This is a genomic window from Curtobacterium sp. MCPF17_050 (assembly GCF_003224435.2).
Taxonomy (GTDB): domain Bacteria; phylum Actinomycetota; class Actinomycetes; order Actinomycetales; family Microbacteriaceae; genus Curtobacterium.
The window spans coordinates 3,040,480-3,056,936 of sequence record NZ_CP126250.1; the positions used below are offsets into that span (position 1 = coordinate 3,040,480).

The window sequence follows — 16,457 nt, forward strand, 5'->3', positions numbered from 1 at the left end:
GACGACCAACGCTACGTCATCCGGGAACCGCGGGCGACCGATCACGTCACTGCCGGTAGAGCAGGGCCCGGACCTCGGACTCGGCGGCGTGCAACCGGGCCGGGTCGATGGTCTCGCCGTGCTCGTACGCATCGAGCAACCGGGGGTCGATGTAGCTCTGGCGGGCGACGGTCGGCGTGTTGCCGAGGACCTCGCTGGCGGCCTTCACCGCGTGCGAGATCGCCTTCTTGCGCTTCGCCTGGCTCGACAGGACACCGGTCTGGGCCAGGTCGACCGCGGCCGCGACCGTGCCGTGCAACGTGCGGAAGTCCTTCGCCGTGAACTCATCCCCGGCACGCTCCTTCACGTAGGCGTTGATGTCCTCCGCGGTCACCGGTTGCCACTCGTCCCCCCGCCGCTCGCGGAAGGAGAGCAGCCGAGCGTTCGCCCCCCGCCGTTTCATCCCCACCAGGACACGGGCGAGGTCGGCGTCGTGGATCGTCGAGGACCACGCCTGGTGGCTCTTGCCGGGGAAGCCGAGCTCGATGTCGTCCCCGGAGATGTGGGCGTGCGAGCAGAGGAGTGTCGACAGGCCGTGGCTGCCGTGCTCCGTGGCGTACCGCTCCGACCCGACGCGGAGCGAGCCCTGGTCGAGCATCCGGAAGGCTGCGGCCAGCGCCCGACGGCGGTCCGGGTCCGGTCGGCGCAGGTCCTGGGTCACCATCCGCCGGGCGGCCGGGAGCGACTCGGCCAGCGCGAGGGCCCGGTCGTACTTGATCTTGTCCATCCGGTCGCGCCACGACGGGTGGTACATGTACTGCCGGCGACCCGCACCGTCGATGCCGGTGGCCAGGATGTGGCCGTTCTCGTACGGCGAGATCCAGACGTCGTCCCACGCGGGCGGGATGACGAGGTCCTCGAGCCGCTGACGCACCTCCGGGTCGGAGACCGTGGTGCCGTACGGGTCGCGGTAGGAGAAGCCCTTGCCGCTGCGGACGCGGTGGTACCCGCGACCCTTGGTCGAGGAGCGGCGCAGACGTGTCACGACCCGATGCAACACCCTCGGCGCTGCCGGACGCTGCAGGAACGTACCCCGCGGGCGCCCTCTGCCGCCTCCCGGTGCGGAGACGACGAAGAGCGGGGCCAGACCCGAAGGCCCGACCCCGCTCTCGTGGAGCAACCGGAGTTACTTGATGATCTTCTCGACCGTACCGGCGCCGACCGTACGACCACCCTCACGGATGGCGAAGCGGAGGCCCTCCTCCATGGCGATCGGCTGGATCAGCTCGACGGTCATGGCGACGGTGTCACCGGGCATGACCATCTCGGTGCCCTCGGGCAGCGTGATGACGCCGGTGACGTCCGTGGTGCGGAAGTAGAACTGCGGACGGTAGTTCGCGTAGAACGGGTTGTGACGACCGCCCTCTTCCTTGTTCAGGATGTACGCGTTCGCGGTGAACTCGGTGTGCGGCGTGACCGAACCCGGCTTCACGACGACCTGGCCGCGCTCGACGTCCTCGCGCTTGAGGCCACGGATGAGCAGACCGGTGTTGTCACCGGCGACTGCCTTGTCCAGCAGCTTGCGGAACATCTCGATGCCCGTGACCGTGGTCTTCTGGGTCGCCTTGATGCCGACGATCTCGACCTCGGAGTTGATGTCGAGCTCACCGCGCTCGACACGGCCGGTGACGACGGTTCCACGACCGGTGATCGTGAAGACGTCCTCGATCGGCATGAGGAACGGCTGGTCGGTGGCGCGCACCGGGTCCGGGACGTTCTCGTCGACGGCGGACATCAGGTCCTGGACGGACTTGACCCACTTCTCGTCGCCCTCGAGCGCCTTGAGCGCCGAGACCTGCACGACGGGGGCGTCCTCGTCGAACTCCTGCGAGCCGAGGAGCTCGCGGACCTCGAGCTCGACGAGCTCCAGGATCTCCTCGTCGTCCACCATGTCGGCCTTGTTGAGGGCGACGACGATGTAGGGGACGCCGACCTGACGGGCGAGCAGGACGTGCTCACGCGTCTGGGGCATCGGACCGTCGGTCGCGGCGACCACGAGGATCGCGCCGTCCATCTGGGCCGCACCGGTGATCATGTTCTTCACGTAGTCGGCGTGACCAGGAGCGTCGACGTGCGCGTAGTGGCGCTTGTCGGTCTGGTACTCGACGTGCGAGATGTTGATCGTGATGCCGCGCTGGCGCTCTTCGGGAGCGTTGTCGATCTGCGCGAAGTCACGGGCCTCGTTGAGGTCCGGGTACTGGTCGTGCAGAACCTTGGTGATCGCCGCCGTGAGCGTGGTCTTGCCGTGGTCGACGTGACCGATGGTTCCGATGTTGACGTGCGGCTTGGTCCGCTCGAACTTGGCCTTGGCCACTGTGGGTCCTCCTCAGGACTCGGATGCGTCGCCCCCGGCAGGACCTTGGTCGGCCCTGCGCTGTTGGCGCGCGGTGTGTGTGTCTCTACTTTACTTGGTGACGAGGGGCCCGTCGCCGGGCACCCTCGCCTGGGGATGACGCGGGAGCGTCAGGCCCCGGTGCTCTTCTGGATGATCTCGTCCGCCACGTTGCGCGGGACCTCGTTGTAGGTCTCGAACACCATGGAGAAGACAGCACGACCAGAGGTCTTGGAGCGCAGGTCGCCCACGTACCCGAACATCTCGGACAGCGGGACGCTCGCGCGGACCACCTTGACGCCCGACGCATCGGTCATCTCGGAGATCTGACCGCGACGCGAGTTCAGGTCGCCGATGACGTCGCCCATGTACTCCTCGGGCGTACGGACCTCGACGGCCATGATCGGCTCGAGCAGCACCGGACCGGCCTTGCGGGCCGCTTCCTTGTACGCGATCGAACCGGCGATCTTGAACGCCATCTCGGACGAGTCGACGTCGTGCGCCGCGCCGTCCTTGAGGATCGCCTTGACACCCACGGTCGGGAAGCCGGCGAGCACGCCCACCTGCATCGCGTCCTGGATACCGGCGTCGACCGACGGGATGTACTCGCGCGGGACGCGACCACCGGTGACGGCGTTCTCGAACTCGTACACCTTCTCGGCGGTGACGGGCATCGGCTCGAGCGCGATCTGCACCTTCGCGAACTGACCGGAACCACCGGTCTGCTTCTTGTGGGTGTAGTCGTAGCGCTCGACGACCTTGGTCAGGGTCTCGCGGTAGGCCACCTGCGGCTTGCCGACGTTCGCCTCGACCTTGAACTCGCGCTTCATTCGGTCGACGAGGATGTCGAGGTGGAGCTCGCCCATGCCCTTGATCGTCGTCTGACCGGTCTCGGCGTTGAGCTCGACGCGGAACGTCGGGTCCTCTTCGGCGAGCTTCTGGATCGCGGTGGAGAGCTTCTCCTGGTCGGCCTTGGTGTTCGGCTCGATCGCGACCTCGATGACCGGCTCCGGGAACGTCATCGACTCGAGGACGACCTGGTTCGACGGGTCGCACAGGGTGTCACCCGTGGTCGTGTCCTTGAGGCCGATGACCGCGTAGATGTGACCGGCGGTGACCGAGTCGACCGGGTTCTCCTTGTTGGAGTGCATCTGGAAGATCTTGCCGATGCGCTCCTTCTTGCCCTTGGTCGAGTTGATGACCTGGGCACCGGAGTCGATGTGACCGGAGTACACGCGGACGTAGGTGAGGCGACCGAAGAACGGGTGCACCGCGACCTTGAACGCGAGCGCGGAGAAGGGCTCGGAGGCCTCCGGCTTGCGGATGATCTCGACCTCTTCGTCCTTGACGTCGTGGCCGATCATCGGCGGGACGTCGAGGGGCGACGGCAGGTAGTCGATGACCGCGTCGAGCATCGGCTGCACGCCACGGTTCTTGAACGCCGAGCCGCAGAGGATCGGGTAGACCTCGGAGTTGATCGTCAGCTTGCGGATCGCGGCCTTGATCTCGTCCTTGGAGAGCTCTTCGCCACCGAAGTACTTCTCGAGCAGTGCGTCGTCGGTCTCCGCGACACGCTCGACGAGCTTCGCGCGGTACTCCTCGGCACGGTCCTTGAGGTCCGCGGGGATCTCCTGGACCTCGTACTGGGCGCCCATGGTGACGTCACCCTTGGCATCGCCCGGCCAGACCTTGGCGTGCATCTCGATCAGGTCGATGACGCCGACGAAATCGTTCTCGGCACCGATCGGGAGCTGGAGCACGAGCGGCTCCGCACCGAGGCGGTTGATGATCGTGTCGACGGTGAAGTAGAAGTCCGCACCGAGCTTGTCCATCTTGTTGACGAAGCAGATGCGCGGGACGTTGTACTTGTCCGCCTGACGCCACACGGTCTCGGACTGGGGCTCGACGCCCTCCTTGCCGTCGAAGACGGCGACCGCACCGTCGAGGACGCGGAGCGAACGCTCCACCTCGACCGTGAAGTCCACGTGACCCGGGGTGTCGATGATGTTGATCTGGTTGTTGTCCCAGAAGCACGTCGTCGCGGCCGACGTGATCGTGATGCCGCGCTCCTGCTCCTGCGCCATCCAGTCCATGGTGGCTGCGCCGTCGTGGACTTCACCGATCTTGTGCGTGATGCCCGTGTAGAACAGGATGCGCTCGGTGGTCGTGGTCTTGCCGGCGTCGATGTGCGCCATGATGCCGATGTTGCGGACCTTGTTCAGGTCGGTGAGCACGTCCTGTGCCACAGGGTTCCTCCGAGAGAGTTGTAGGAGAGGGTGGCGGCCGTCCGGGTGCCGCGGCTGTTGACCGAGGCACCCGGACGGTGCCGGATGACTACCAGCGGTAGTGCGCGAAGGCCTTGTTCGACTCGGCCATCTTGTGGGTGTCCTCACGGCGCTTGACCGCGGCACCGAGACCGTTCGACGCGTCGAGGATCTCGTTCATGAGACGCTCGGTCATCGTCTTCTCGCGACGGGCCTTGGCGTACGAGGTCAGCCAGCGCAGCGCGAGCGTGTTCGCACGGTGCGGCTTGACCTCGACCGGGACCTGGTAGGTCGAGCCACCGACGCGGCGGCTGCGGACCTCGAGGGTCGGACGGACGTTGTCGAGCGCCTTCTTGAGCGTCGTGACGGCGTCCTGGCCGTTCTTGGAGGAGACCCCTTCGAGTGCGTCGTAGACGATGCGCTCGGCGAGGCCCTTCTTGCCGTCGAGGAGGATCTTGTTGACGAGCTGGCTGACGACGGGGGCGCCGTAGACCGGATCGGCGACGACGGGGCGCTTCGGGGCGGGACCCTTACGAGGCATCTAACTCAACCCTTCTTCGCACCGTAGCGGCTGCGGGCCTGCTTACGGTTCTTGACGGCCTGGGTGTCCAGGGCACCACGGATGATCTTGTAGCGCACACCCGGGAGGTCCTTCACACGACCGCCGCGGACGAGCACCATCGAGTGCTCCTGGAGGTTGTGGCCCTCACCGGGGATGTAGGCCGTGACCTCGGTGCCGTTCGAGAGCTTGACACGAGCGACCTTGCGCAGTGCCGAGTTCGGCTTCTTCGGGGTGGTGGTGTAGACGCGGGTGCACACGCCACGCTGCTGGGGGTTCGCCTTCAGGGCGGGCGCCTTGGTCTTGACGACCTTCGGCGTACGACCCTTGCGAACGAGCTGCTGGATGGTAGGCAACTGTTCTCCTGGTTCTTCGCTCGTGCTCTCTGGCCGACGCGGTCCGTCGGCTTCCTCATCCCACGCGGACCACCGCCTGACGGCGGAGGGAGATGGGGGATGGAGTGATCAGGAGGCCGGAGGCCTGCAGGATCTGGGCGCGCCCGAAGGCGCACACCCGGGAGAGCCTAGCCGCCACGCCCGCTGAAATCAATCCACGGTGGGCCCGACGGCGGCCCGTTCGCCCCGGGCGAGAACCGCCCGGGGACGCGGGACGAGGGCGGTCAGGAGCCGGAGTCGGTCTGGCCGTTCGCGACCGCCGGGACGAAGGTGGCGCCGTCGTCCCCGAAGCCGGTGATCCAGCCGGACGCGTTGACGTCGATCGGCCCGGCCGTCGCGGTCCCACGACCGCTCGGCCCGGTGAACTCCGCGGTGAACGTCGCCGACCCCGGAGCGCGGGTCTCGACGAGCCATCCCCTCGAGGACCAGTCGCCGACGCCGACCGACGGCCTGGTGTCGAGTGTCCACTTCTGGTTCGTGTAGGTGTTCGCCGGGTTCTCCCCGTAGGCGTAGAAGCTGCAGCCGTCGGGCGTGGCCGTCTGGGCCGCGACGCAGCCGTCCACCCAGGAGTCGACGGCCTTCGTCGCGGCCTGCTGGCCGGCGTCCGTCAGGGTCGTGGCGAGCACGACCGGGGTCCCGGGCGTCCCGAACCCCCGCACGGCGGCCGTCGAGGCGTCGGCGGCGAACCACTTGCCGCCCTCGGACGACACCTCGTACGAGCCGGGGAACGCCCGCAGTGCGACCGCGCCGAGCTCACCGGTCGTCGCCTCCGCTCCGGCGACCCGGACGGTGCTGTCGGTCGGTCCCTGCACGACGACCTCGACCGAGCCGAGGGACGGCGGCTGCAGTTCCCAGACGGGGAACACACCCCAGTCCGTCCCGGTGCGCTCGAGTTCGAACGTGGCCGGCACGCTCCGACCGGCCTGGGTCAGCAGCGCGTGCACGGTCGCGCGGTCGTCGCCCTGGTCGACCGAGGTGATCCGGTGGGCGGTGATCTTGTCGTTCGCCTGCGCGTAGGCGGCGTCGGTGAGGAGGACGTCGTCGTCGTCGCGGTCGATGCCGGCGGCGTCGAGCGCGTCCGTGAGGCGACCGCCCTCGACGTCCTGCAGGAACGCCTGCACGGGGCGGTCCGCGGAGTGGCTGTCCGACCCGACCGACCACCCGATGCCGCCCGCGACCACGAGGAGCACGAGCGCTGCGGCTCCGGCGACGATGCCGATCACCGCACCCTTCCGGAGGCCACGGCGAGGTCGACCGGCCGCGTACCCCGGGGCAGACGCGGTCGGGCCGGCGGTCATCACCGCGGGCAGCGCACGGTCGCCGCGGAGAGTGTCCGCCCCCGGCACCGATTCCCAGCCCCGCGAGTCGTCAGGTGCGTCCGTCATGAGTCCCCCAAGGCGCCGTCGTTCAGCTCGTCCCGGAATCGTACCGAACGCGGCGGACGCGGGCCGGGCCTCCCGTCAGTCCTGTGGACGGATCGGCGACGACTGCTGCCCCTGTGGACGGGAGCCCTGCCACCGGACCGCGGAGATGCCGCCGACGACCGTGACGAGCGCCACGACGACCCCACCGACCACGAACGGACTGAGGGCGTAGCCCGCCGGGAAGACGAGCAGTTCCGCGGCGTCGGACCGGACGAGGGCGTAGCCGACCGCGCCCACGCCGAGCATGACGAGGTACGTCGTCGCCGCGGCGACGAGTCCGGTGACGACGGGGCTCCCCTCGCGGGCGCCCATCGCGGTCGCGAGGAACACGGCGACACCGGCGCCGACGACCATCGCCGGACCGAGGTAGGGGGTGGCGTCCGGCTGCCGGATCGCCTCGACGTCGGCGAGCAGGGCCTCGAAGCCCGTCACGGCGATGACGAGCGCGATGAAGAGGACCGACGCCATCGTCGCCACCAACCACCGGGACATGCGCCGATCGTAGCGCTCCGCGTCGGTCCTGGTCCGGCAGCTACGGGGCGTCAGCGGGTTCCGGCTGCGTGGTCTGCTGCTGCGCGGCCTCCTGCTGGGCCGCGTGCTGCTGGTGTGCCGCCTGGACGAGCGCGAGGGCGATGGTCGCCGTGATGACCGGCACCGTCTCCGTCATCGGAGCGGGCGCGTCGGTGCCCGTGGCGGCGAGGCTCGTGGCGTCCGTGCCCGTGGCGTCCGTGCCCGTGCCGTCCGTACCCGTCGTGCGGCCGGCCGGGAGGCCCGTGGGCGCGTCCTCGACGAGGGTCCCGTCGGGCCGGTGGCCGGTCTCCGGCTGGTCGGGCTCCGGCTGCTGGTGCGCCTCGGAGCGGTGGTCCGCATCGGAGCGGTGGTCCGCCTCCGACTGGTGGTCGCGGAGGGCCGGGCCGACCACCGGCAGGACTGCCGTCGTGGTGGGGGGTTCCGCGTGCAGCTCCGGAGCCGGCTGCACGCCGGCCGACGTGCCCCGTCGGCGGCGGACGACCATACGCGCGAGGACCACTGCCGCCACGGCCGCCCAGATGCTGTTCACGATCGTCGAGGGGACGGCGTGGTGCGCGGCCACGTTCACCGCGATCGCGACGCCACCGACCAGGTTGAACAGCTGGTACACCGGGCCGTTCGCGATCTTCCCGAGCGAGAAGAGGACGTACCCGACGAGGACCGTTCCGGCCCCGAACCAGCCGAGGAACTCCACGACACCGACCAACACGAGCGACTCCGGGCACGACGAGGGACGCCCGTTCCGAGGGACGTCCGAGAGGGAGATGGGCAGCCGCGAGCGCAGGCCCGAGCAGCATGGTAGAGGCACGGAACGCCCCGGCGGAAGCGGGTCCGGCGTGGCGGCGGGACCCCTTCCGGGGGGGCGTTCGGTGGAGGATGCGGGTCGCGAGCTCAGCTGTCGTCTGACGTGTCCGACGGCGTGTTGCCCGCCCCCACTGCCGACGGGTCGAGGACGTACACCGACCCACCGAACGTCCATGTCGACGTTCCAGATGCGGTTCCGTCGTCACCGCTCTGCTGAGTCGAGGACACCGCGGTGATCAGGAACAGTCGTTCTCCCGACTGCAACCCGCTCACGAACCGGAGGGCCTCGTCGAAGCTCCCGTCCACGGCGACCGTGACCGGGACGACAGAGAAGTTGCCCGAGGTGATCGTCGGGTCGGTCGTGACGCTCGGGGCGGCGGGGGCTGTAGCGGGGGCGGTGGCCGACGGCGTCGACGGAGGAGTGGTGTCCTCCGTCGACTGCGTCGGCTCCACAGCGGCAGGCGGCGCGTATGGAACCGCGTCACTGGTCGTGTACGACGCCACGACCACGCCGGCCTCCGAAGCGACGCGGTCGATCTCGTCGATGAAGCCCGGCACGTCGGTGCCCTCGGGCACAGAGGCGCGCAACTGTTTCAGGCGCGCCTCCATCTCCGGGAGCTTCTCGGCCTGCGCGCGGAGTCGATCCAGCTCCTTCCGACTGACGGCGTTGTTCTCCTCGACCGTCATGCGCTGCTCATGGGCCGCGCTGGCCTGCGCGAGTTGTGGTTGAACAGCGAGGAAGAAGCCGACGACGACGACGACGACCATCGCCACGATCGCGACGACCAGGTTCAGCCGGTTCCGGGACATCCCGTTCAGCCCTTCTTGGCGGCGTAGCGGTGGTCGTACGCCTTCTCATCGAGGTGGATGGTGAGGTTGACGGTGTACGCCCCGGCGTCGTCACGCGTCACCGTGTTCGTGGTGGCATCGACGAAGCCCGGCACGTCGCGGACGGCGACGAGCCAGTCGGGGACCGAGGGCAGCGTCGTGCTCTTCGCGTCGATCGTCATCGTCGCGACACGAGATCCCTGGAGCGGGTCATCCGACTGCGCGTACGCGGCGGTGGCTGTGGCGGAGTCGATGGCGACCCCAGAGATGACCACGCCCATCGGAAGCGCCCGTTGGACGGCGCCGAGGGTCGCCGACCAGTCGATCTCGGTGCTGCCTCCGACCTCCTGAGCGGATTCGAGCAGGATCGAGTCACGCTCGGCCGCTCGGACCTCCTCGAACTGGAGCTGCTGTTGCAGCAGCGTGGACGTCTCTGCCTCTGCCGCCGTGAGGTCGTCCTGAGCACTCATCCGCGTTATCCCCGCCGCGCCGCCAGCAAGGCCGACCGCGATCGCCACGGCGACGACACCAGCCCACGCTCGACGTGCGGCAGCCCGTTGGCGCCGATCGACGTGTACTTCACCCGGCAGTAGATCAGCACGCGGATCGGCACCGACCACGAGTGGTTGGTGCCCGCGATTGGCACGAGGGGCGCGATCCGGAGTGTGCGGAGAACGATCCGGAGTGTGCGCAGAATACGTCGACGGAGTCGACCGGCCGCGGAAGGGGCGACGCTGCGTGGGCTTGCTTGCCTCGACGGTCACAGCTGAGATCCCGCTCATGCTGCCCTGCTCCCGACTGCGAGACTCCATGCGACCGAGATCGCCGAGCGTCGCTGCTCGAGGTCCTCCGACGAGATACCGCGGCCGACGCGTGACGCTGCGAACGGATGACCGTCCGAGACCGGGAGTCCGGTCAAGTCGTACAGCGCTTCATGGAAGCCGGGGAGCGCCGTGCCACCGCCCGTCAGCACCAGTCCGCGAACGTGTTCGTCCTCGTGCGTGTTCGCGAAGTAGTTCACGGTGTTGCGGATGCTCTGCGTCAGCTCGCCAACGGATTCCCGCGTCGCGGCGATCGCCCGCAGGTCGTCGGGCGTCCGCGGCTGTCCGGCGAGACCGAAGTGCCGCTTGACCGCTTCTGCTTCCTCCGTCCCGATCTCGAGACGTGCCGCGATCGCCTTCGTGATGTCGGTGCCCCCCGTCGGGATGATACGGACGAACTTCGGCACGCCGTCGGTCGCCAGCACAACCGAAGTGGTGTTGGCGCCACAGTCGACGATGGCGACCGTGCCTGAGCCGGTCACGCGCGGAGCGAGGACGCGGGTGAGCGCGAACGGGATCAGATCCACCCCGACCGGATTGAGGCCTGCCAACTGGACCGCGCGCACGTTCGCCAGGACGGCGTCCTTGACCGCGGCGATGAGGAGCCCGTGGACGACCGGACCGTGCTCGCTCTCTGACTCCTCGGTCGGGTAGAAGTCGAGGATGGCATCACCCACCGGCACCGGGAGCATGTCCTGGACCTGGAACGGCAGCGACTCGCGGATCTGGGAGAGCGGCGCCTTCGGGACCGTCAGGTCGCGTGAGAGGACGCGTTGGTTGCCCATGCCGAGAACCACGTTCTTGCTCCGGAACTTCCCGAGCGCCCACAATCCCCTGATGGCCCCGGCCACGGTGTTCGCTTCGAGGACCTCACCGTGCTTCGTGGCCCCGTCAGGTACGGCGACCTCAGCGAACCGCAGGATCGTCGGCTCGGGCTTGTCGACGTCGATGACCTCCACCGCGCGGATTGCGTCCGCTCCGATGTCGATGCCGACGATGCTCTTCGCCATGTCGTTGTTCCTTCCGAGGCCTAGGCCAAGCCGATGAGACGGAGGTAGGCGTCCCAGATGGTGCCGCCGGAGAAGATGCCGGTCCACGCGCCGACGAGCATCCACGGCCCGAACGGGATCCCGCTCGAGCGGTTCACCCGGCGCAGGAGCAGCAGTCCGACCCCGAAGCTACCGCCGAGGAGGAAAGCCGCGAAAGCACCCACTGCGAGGGGGCCCCATCCGAGGTACGCGAGTACGAGACCCAGTACGCCTGCGAGCTTGACGTCTCCGAACCCCATCCCGCGTGGGACCGCGAGGGCGAGGGCGAGGTAGGCACCTCCGAGTATGAATGCTCCGACAGATCCTCGGGCGAGTGCACCCCAGTCCCCTGTGGCGATGGTCACGCCGACGAGGAGGAGCGCCACGACCGGGTACATCGGGAGGACGATCCGGTTCGGCAGGGTGTGCGTGTCCAGATCGATGAGTGCCAGGGCGACGCTGCACGCCATCAGGTACAGAAGAACGACCAGCAGGACGATCTGACCGATCAGCATCGACGGAACCTCCCCACTCATGGGGAGGAAGGAGAACACGACGACCACGAACAGGACGGCGGTCGCCGTCTCGACGAGCGGGTAGCGCATCGGTATGGGCGCCTCGCAGTCGCGGCAGTGACCGCGCAGGATCAACCACGAGAGCACCGGGACGTTGTCGAAGCCGCGGATCGAGCGTCCGCAACGTGGGCATGCTGACGCGGGCGCGACCACCGATCGCCCTGCCGGCACGCGGTGCACGACGACGTTGAGGAACGAGCCGATCGCGGATCCGAAGACCGCGACGAACGCCGCGATCGCCACACTGAAGGGCGTGAGAACGGCGATCACGGGATAGCCGCCCCGTTCGCGGTGTACGCGGTCTTCGATTCGACCTGCGTCGCAACCCGGTACGTCGTGACAGTCGGACGGGGGAACTTCGGAGGTGTGTAGGTCGCGAGGCTCGGGTCGAACTTGTAGGCCTTGTCGTACCCCTGACCGTTGCCGAGACCGACGGCTCCGCGGAAGTTCTGACTGATCGAGCCGTAGAGCGTCAGCGTTCCGCGACCACTCGTCGGCCCCTTGGTCCAGTTCTGCACCACGAACGTGCCCTGGTTTGACAGCACCGCTGCATCGATCTCGCGGTTCGCCGGCCGGAAGGTGGTGCCGTCCGCGTTGACGGGGTTCCACACCCAGACGGCCCGCTGGCCGATCAGCCCCAACACCGTGGACGGGCTCCGCGTCGTCGGGTAGGAGATGTCGCCAGTGATGTACACGTAGTTCTCTGCCGCGATCGTCACTGCCTTGTCGACCGTTCCCTGCACGAAGACGTCGCCACGATCGCACCCGTACGGCGTCTGGACGGCCGCGCCGCCGCCAGCGGTCGGAGCCGCTTCCGACGTCGAGCGCACGCCCGTGGACTGTGGGAATCCGACTCCGTTCGACCGCAGGTTCGTCCAGTCGTTCGCCCGGTCGGTCGAGTCACAAGCGTTCGGGAGGTTCTTGTAGGCCGATGCGTCCCAGTAGTTCGGGTCCTGCGCGTTCCCCGCCCGCGCCGCGGGCTCGTTCTGCACGAAGACCATGTTGTTCTTCGGAATAGGCACTCGAGCGCCAGCGGCGCTGTGGAGGTCATCGATCGCGCCGCATTTGCTCGATACCTGTCCGTCCGTGATGAGCGCACCAGACACAGCGCTGGCCCCCTTGATCACCGTCTTGATGGTGAGCGGCGACACGACTGTCATCGTGCCGTCCCCGTTGAACCTGATCCTCGTGGGCCCCGTGTACAGGCACCCCGTCCCTTCGATCGTGTCCGTCGTGGACGGGAGGTCGTACCGCATGGCATCACGGAGGTCCCCGATCGTCGACGGCGGGGTGAGCGTCGACACGGTCGTCGGGTTCGAAGCGAACGTCGCCGCACGGGTGCCGCAATTCGCACTCGTCCAGCTGTAGACACTCTGAACGGTGCTGCCGAAGGTCGATCCGCAGATCTTGAGTTGGTCGTTGGAGCGGACGGGACCTGCCAGGTTGTCGTCCGGGCCGAACTGGATCACACCACACGTGTTCGCTGTGGAGGCCGGACGATAGGCGGTCGTGCAGGGCACGGACCCGTTCTTCTCGTTCGTCACTGTCGGGTCGCCCGACTCGTAGTTCGTGAAGTACAGGTAGTTGGAGAAGCCATCCGGTCGCACGTTCGCGACGATCGTGCGGGTCGTCCCGGCGGATCTTCCGGTTGCCTGCAACCGGATGACGCCCTGTGTGGAGAGCTTGCTGTTGTCGACCGCGTAGCGGAACGACGCGTCTGTCGCGGTGCCGTCCGAACCCGGCACGGTCACCCACGCCGCGCCCGCCTGGTAGTTGAACGCCGGATTCCCTCCGGGCCCCTTCGGGAACATGCTTCCGGAATCGTGACTGAACGGGGCAGATTCCTGCCCGTAGTTCCCGTAGGTGTTGTCCGCGTTGAGCCGGGACTGATAGTCCGCGACACCCGCGTAAGCAGCAGCGATCGCCCGGTTCCACGCAGTGTCAGTCGTCGTCACACGTGCACCGGTCGTCGCGATCGTCACCATCGTCGCGACGAGGAGCATCACGACAGCACCGATTCCGACGACCGCGACGAGCGCCACACCGCGTTCGTCATCGCGAGAGCGGAGCATGCGCAGCAGACGGATCATCACGGGGCTCCCATCACGATGTTCGGCAGACTGGCGGAATTGACGAGCGTCACCGCGCTTGGGTCGGATGCCGTCGTGCCGACTGTGACAGCGACGGTGACGGTGCGGATGTTCGGGAGGTCCGCGGCCGCAACAGGATCACTCGGTGATCCCAGGACCCGCCCGGTTCCGTCCCTGAAGACGAACATCGACCCGTTGACGACAGATGAAGCCAGGGTTCGAGTCGTCGTCGGCGCTGCCGACAAGGCAGGGCCGGAGCCGAGCGGGAACGAGAAGTACGAACTGTTGCCGGCGACGGCGACCCCCCTCCACTTCGTCTCCGTGAGTGTCTTCCGCGTGGGATCGAGGGTGAGCTGCACTTCGACCGCCTGCGAAAGGGTCGACTCGAGGTTGACGTAGGCGAAGAACCGAACGGAGTTCGCACTGGCGTACTGGAAGGCGAACTGCGAGTCGTCGCCGGTCGGGACGGGATTGTCGGTCGCCGCACGGAGCAGACGCCCGACGGCGTTCATCGCGTTCGCTGCGGTACGGGTGTTCGCGCTCACCGAGCTCGCCGTGTTCGTCGCCCGCTGTGACGAGACCAGGAAGGATCCTGCGACCGTCAGGACGATGAGGCTGAGGGACATCGCGACGAGCAGTTCGATGAGTGTCAGACCCCGCTCGTCGGAGCGCAACCGCGCCCGCAACCGCTGCTCGGGCGCCTTCACGAGCCACCGACGGTGCGCGGGTCCAACGAAACGACGTCGCCCGTCACGGCGACGTTGACGTTGCTCACCCTGGGGTTCGCAGCGACGGAGGGGATGTTCTTGCCCGAACTGCCGACCGAAGTGGAGCTCCGGATCGTCCAGGTACCGAACGGGAGCGCGATCGTCGTCGCGGAAGTCGAGTTGATGCCGGTGAACCAGTAGGTGATCGACGGCGCACAACCAGGGTCTCCACCCGCCACCGCACTGGTGTTCTTGACGGTGGCCGAGACGACGGTGTCCGGACCCGTCGTCGTCACGTCGAAGATCCCCATCGGTGCTCGTGCCGTCGCTGTCGTATCGCTGGTCGCGAGGAAACCAGGTTGGCCGGTCTTGTCGCTGAAGACGTCCGGTGAGACGACCAGGCCGTTCAACGGGGTCGTCCACGAGGTCGGGTCGACGTTCGTGCACGTGCTCGTGTATGAACCCGCCACCGTGGTCCAGCCATCGGTGTACGGGAAGAGCGTCGTCGACGTCGTCGAGACGGTCTTCACGACGTCGTCGTGGCGGAAGCTGGTCTGGATGGACGTCGGCAGTTTCGGGGGCGCCCCCACGATGTTCACCGGCGTCCCCACGTTGACGCTCAACCCTCGGTCGTACAGGAACGACTTGTTGCCGACGCCGCCCTGCGAGGTGGTGATGTCGTACGTCGGAGACGTCTTGTACTCCGTGTCGATGTTGCCGGCCTTGTTGATGGTGATCCTGTAGGTCCCGGGCTTGACGCCAAGTGCGTAGCTGCAGCCGTTGCCGTCGGTGGGGGCCGGTTGCGCGGCGAGACTGGTCGCACCTCCGGAGATCGGCGTGATGGTCACCGTCACACCTTCGTTCGGTCCGCCGTTCGCCCTCTTGACACCGACGACGATCGTGGAGGCAGTCGCGCTGGAGACCGCCGACCCAGGAGAGACGAGGGTGTCGAGCGCGACTTCCTTCTCCCGAGGAGAGGTACCGCTCCGCCACGAGACCGAGATCGAGACACGCTTGTACGCGAGCACCCCGGACCCTGCACCGCAGGAGTTGTCCGTGCCGTCCGAGTTGATCCAGTTGGTCGTGCGGCTGATCGTGTAAGTCTGGTTCCCGACCGTCTGTGCACTCGTGTCGTTGTCGAGCGTGAAGACGTCCTTCGTGCTCCGGGCGGCATCGAGCGCCTGGTTCGCGAGGTTGAGAGCAGCCTCGCGGGAACGGTTGTCCTGCGTCAGGTAGAGCGTCGAAGCGATGCCGGCAGCAACACCGGCAGCGATGATCGCGAAGACGGTCATCGCGACCATCACCTCGATGATCGTGAAACCGCTCTGGTCATCGCGGGCCGCTCGGAGGCGGTCGACGATCGTCAGCAGCATGCTGGACCTCTCTGGCGGGAAACGGGGCGCGAGTGCGGCGACGGGCCGTGACATCCGTCACGGCCCGTCGCCACCGGTCGTCGGATCAAGCCGGGCAGGCACCGTCCGTCACGCCCTGGCTGTCCGACGCGTGGAACGTGTGGTCCGTGCCGCCGACAACGCTCTCCGCCTGGATGCAGAACGTCTTGTCGGCCTTCAACGTGTAGCTCAGCGTCTTGGTGTTCGAGCTGATGCTGCCACCCTGTGCCTTGATCGCCGGCGGCACGTTGGCGCTGCTCGTGATGCTGGCGGCCGTTGCCGGAAGCGCGCCGTCATTGGTCTGGACTGCGATGACCGCGGTCTTCCAGTTGGTGATGTCGGACTTCGCGGCACTGTCCTTCGCGTTGTTCGTGATGCCCAGGTACACCGGGATCGCGATCGCAGCCAGGATGCCGATGATGATGACGACCACGAGGAGCTCGATCAGCGTGAAGCCCTTCTCCTTGTCCTCGAGGAGACCCTTACGGCGAGCGTCGAGCTTGCCCATGAGAGCGAAGTACATGATGATTTCCGTTCTTGGGAATGCAATGGGGGATTGTGCCGGGGACTGCTCCGCCGCCGTGTCAAAACTAATCGCAGACGGTACGCCGCATAATCCCGAGAACGGGGGGCAGATGAGATCAAAATACCCCCATTACCGGGGACATG

At 67.5% G+C, this 16,457-nt stretch carries 16 protein-coding genes and 1 pseudogene; all 17 read right to left on the minus strand.

The window, feature by feature from the left end; translation table 11 throughout:
• Positions 1–46: 46 nt before the first annotated feature.
• Positions 47–1,024, minus strand: coding sequence for a DNA topoisomerase IB (locus tag DEJ34_RS14495; RefSeq protein WP_110824251.1), 978 nt, complete (start codon positions 1,022–1,024; stop codon positions 47–49).
• Between the two features lie 141 nt (positions 1,025–1,165).
• Positions 1,166–2,353: an elongation factor Tu gene (gene tuf / locus DEJ34_RS14500; RefSeq protein WP_110824252.1), complete on the minus strand. Its 1,188-nt coding sequence runs from the start codon at positions 2,351–2,353 to the stop codon at positions 1,166–1,168.
• Between the two features lie 149 nt (positions 2,354–2,502).
• Positions 2,503–4,617, minus strand: coding sequence for an elongation factor G (gene fusA, locus DEJ34_RS14505; RefSeq protein ID WP_110824253.1), 2,115 nt, complete (start codon positions 4,615–4,617; stop codon positions 2,503–2,505).
• An 88-nt stretch (positions 4,618–4,705) separates the two neighbouring features.
• A complete protein-coding gene (gene rpsG, locus DEJ34_RS14510) occupies positions 4,706–5,176 on the minus strand; it encodes a 30S ribosomal protein S7 (RefSeq protein ID WP_110824254.1) in 471 nt (156 codons plus the stop codon).
• Between the two features lie 5 nt (positions 5,177–5,181).
• A complete protein-coding gene (gene rpsL / locus DEJ34_RS14515) occupies positions 5,182–5,550 on the minus strand; it encodes a 30S ribosomal protein S12 (protein ID WP_058728453.1) in 369 nt (122 codons plus the stop codon).
• Between the two features lie 263 nt (positions 5,551–5,813).
• Positions 5,814–6,974 carry a hypothetical protein gene (locus DEJ34_RS14520; protein WP_110900407.1) on the minus strand — a complete coding sequence of 387 codons (1,161 nt, stop codon included), beginning with the start codon at positions 6,972–6,974 and terminating at the stop codon, positions 5,814–5,816.
• A 75-nt stretch (positions 6,975–7,049) separates the two neighbouring features.
• Positions 7,050–7,505: a DUF6121 family protein gene (locus DEJ34_RS14525; protein WP_110910521.1), complete on the minus strand. Its 456-nt coding sequence runs from the start codon at positions 7,503–7,505 to the stop codon at positions 7,050–7,052.
• A gap of 40 nt (positions 7,506–7,545) precedes the next feature.
• Positions 7,546–8,253 (minus strand): CBU_0592 family membrane protein, encoded by a 708-nt coding sequence (locus tag DEJ34_RS14530; RefSeq protein ID WP_110910522.1) that lies wholly within the window; start codon positions 8,251–8,253, stop codon positions 7,546–7,548.
• 182 nt (positions 8,254–8,435) lie between these two features.
• Positions 8,436–9,035 carry a type IV pilus inner membrane component PilO gene (locus DEJ34_RS14535; RefSeq protein ID WP_181422165.1) on the minus strand — a complete coding sequence of 200 codons (600 nt, stop codon included), beginning with the start codon at positions 9,033–9,035 and terminating at the stop codon, positions 8,436–8,438.
• Positions 9,036–9,163: 128 nt separating this feature from the next.
• Entirely contained in the window at positions 9,164–9,646 is a 483-nt protein-coding gene (locus DEJ34_RS14540) for a hypothetical protein (RefSeq protein ID WP_110910524.1), read from the minus strand.
• Between the two features lie 308 nt (positions 9,647–9,954).
• Positions 9,955–11,094, minus strand: a complete 1,140-nt coding sequence (gene pilM, locus DEJ34_RS14545; RefSeq protein WP_284180688.1) for a type IV pilus assembly protein PilM — start codon at positions 11,092–11,094, stop codon at positions 9,955–9,957.
• Complete coding sequence (locus DEJ34_RS14550; RefSeq protein ID WP_258368139.1) at positions 11,028–11,870, minus strand: prepilin peptidase; 843 nt, start codon at positions 11,868–11,870, stop codon at positions 11,028–11,030. The genes pilM and DEJ34_RS14550 overlap by 67 nt, the downstream gene beginning before the upstream one ends.
• A complete protein-coding gene (locus DEJ34_RS14555) occupies positions 11,867–13,690 on the minus strand; it encodes a hypothetical protein (protein WP_110910526.1) in 1,824 nt (607 codons plus the stop codon). The genes DEJ34_RS14550 and DEJ34_RS14555 overlap by 4 nt, the downstream gene beginning before the upstream one ends.
• Positions 13,690–14,202 (minus strand): hypothetical protein, encoded by a 513-nt coding sequence (locus DEJ34_RS14560; RefSeq protein ID WP_284180689.1) that lies wholly within the window; start codon positions 14,200–14,202, stop codon positions 13,690–13,692. The genes DEJ34_RS14555 and DEJ34_RS14560 overlap by 1 nt, the downstream gene beginning before the upstream one ends.
• 111 nt (positions 14,203–14,313) lie before the next feature.
• Positions 14,314–14,397: pseudogene (locus DEJ34_RS15765) on the minus strand (prepilin-type N-terminal cleavage/methylation domain-containing protein); the annotation flags it as partial.
• Positions 14,394–15,770 carry a type II secretion system protein gene (locus DEJ34_RS14565; RefSeq protein ID WP_181422167.1) on the minus strand — a complete coding sequence of 459 codons (1,377 nt, stop codon included), beginning with the start codon at positions 15,768–15,770 and terminating at the stop codon, positions 14,394–14,396. The gene DEJ34_RS14565 and the pseudogene DEJ34_RS15765, both read right to left, overlap by 4 nt.
• 85 nt (positions 15,771–15,855) lie before the next feature.
• Positions 15,856–16,311, minus strand: a complete 456-nt coding sequence (locus tag DEJ34_RS15695; RefSeq protein WP_349775004.1) for a type II secretion system protein — start codon at positions 16,309–16,311, stop codon at positions 15,856–15,858.
• Positions 16,312–16,457: the final 146 nt, after the last annotated feature.

What these genes read in the sequence shown, in the direction of transcription:
- rpsG (WP_110824254.1), bottom strand. Translation starts at nt 5,176, where the DNA reads ATGCCTCGTAAGGGTCCCGCCCCGAAGCGCCCCGTCGTCGCCGATCCG.
- DEJ34_RS14520 (WP_110900407.1), bottom strand. Translation starts at nt 6,974, where the DNA reads ATGACGGACGCACCTGACGACTCGCGGGGCTGGGAATCGGTGCCGGGG.
- DEJ34_RS14525 (WP_110910521.1), bottom strand. Translation starts at nt 7,505, where the DNA reads ATGTCCCGGTGGTTGGTGGCGACGATGGCGTCGGTCCTCTTCATCGCG.
- DEJ34_RS14535 (WP_181422165.1), bottom strand. Translation starts at nt 9,035, where the DNA reads ATGACGGTCGAGGAGAACAACGCCGTCAGTCGGAAGGAGCTGGATCGA.
- DEJ34_RS14540 (WP_110910524.1), bottom strand. Translation starts at nt 9,646, where the DNA reads ATGAGTGCTCAGGACGACCTCACGGCGGCAGAGGCAGAGACGTCCACG.
- DEJ34_RS14555 (WP_110910526.1), bottom strand. Translation starts at nt 13,690, where the DNA reads ATGATCCGTCTGCTGCGCATGCTCCGCTCTCGCGATGACGAACGCGGT.
- DEJ34_RS14560 (WP_284180689.1), bottom strand. Translation starts at nt 14,202, where the DNA reads ATGAACGCCGTCGGGCGTCTGCTCCGTGCGGCGACCGACAATCCCGTC.
- DEJ34_RS14565 (WP_181422167.1), bottom strand. Translation starts at nt 15,770, where the DNA reads ATGCTGCTGACGATCGTCGACCGCCTCCGAGCGGCCCGCGATGACCAG.
- DEJ34_RS15695 (WP_349775004.1), bottom strand. Translation starts at nt 16,311, where the DNA reads ATGTACTTCGCTCTCATGGGCAAGCTCGACGCTCGCCGTAAGGGTCTC.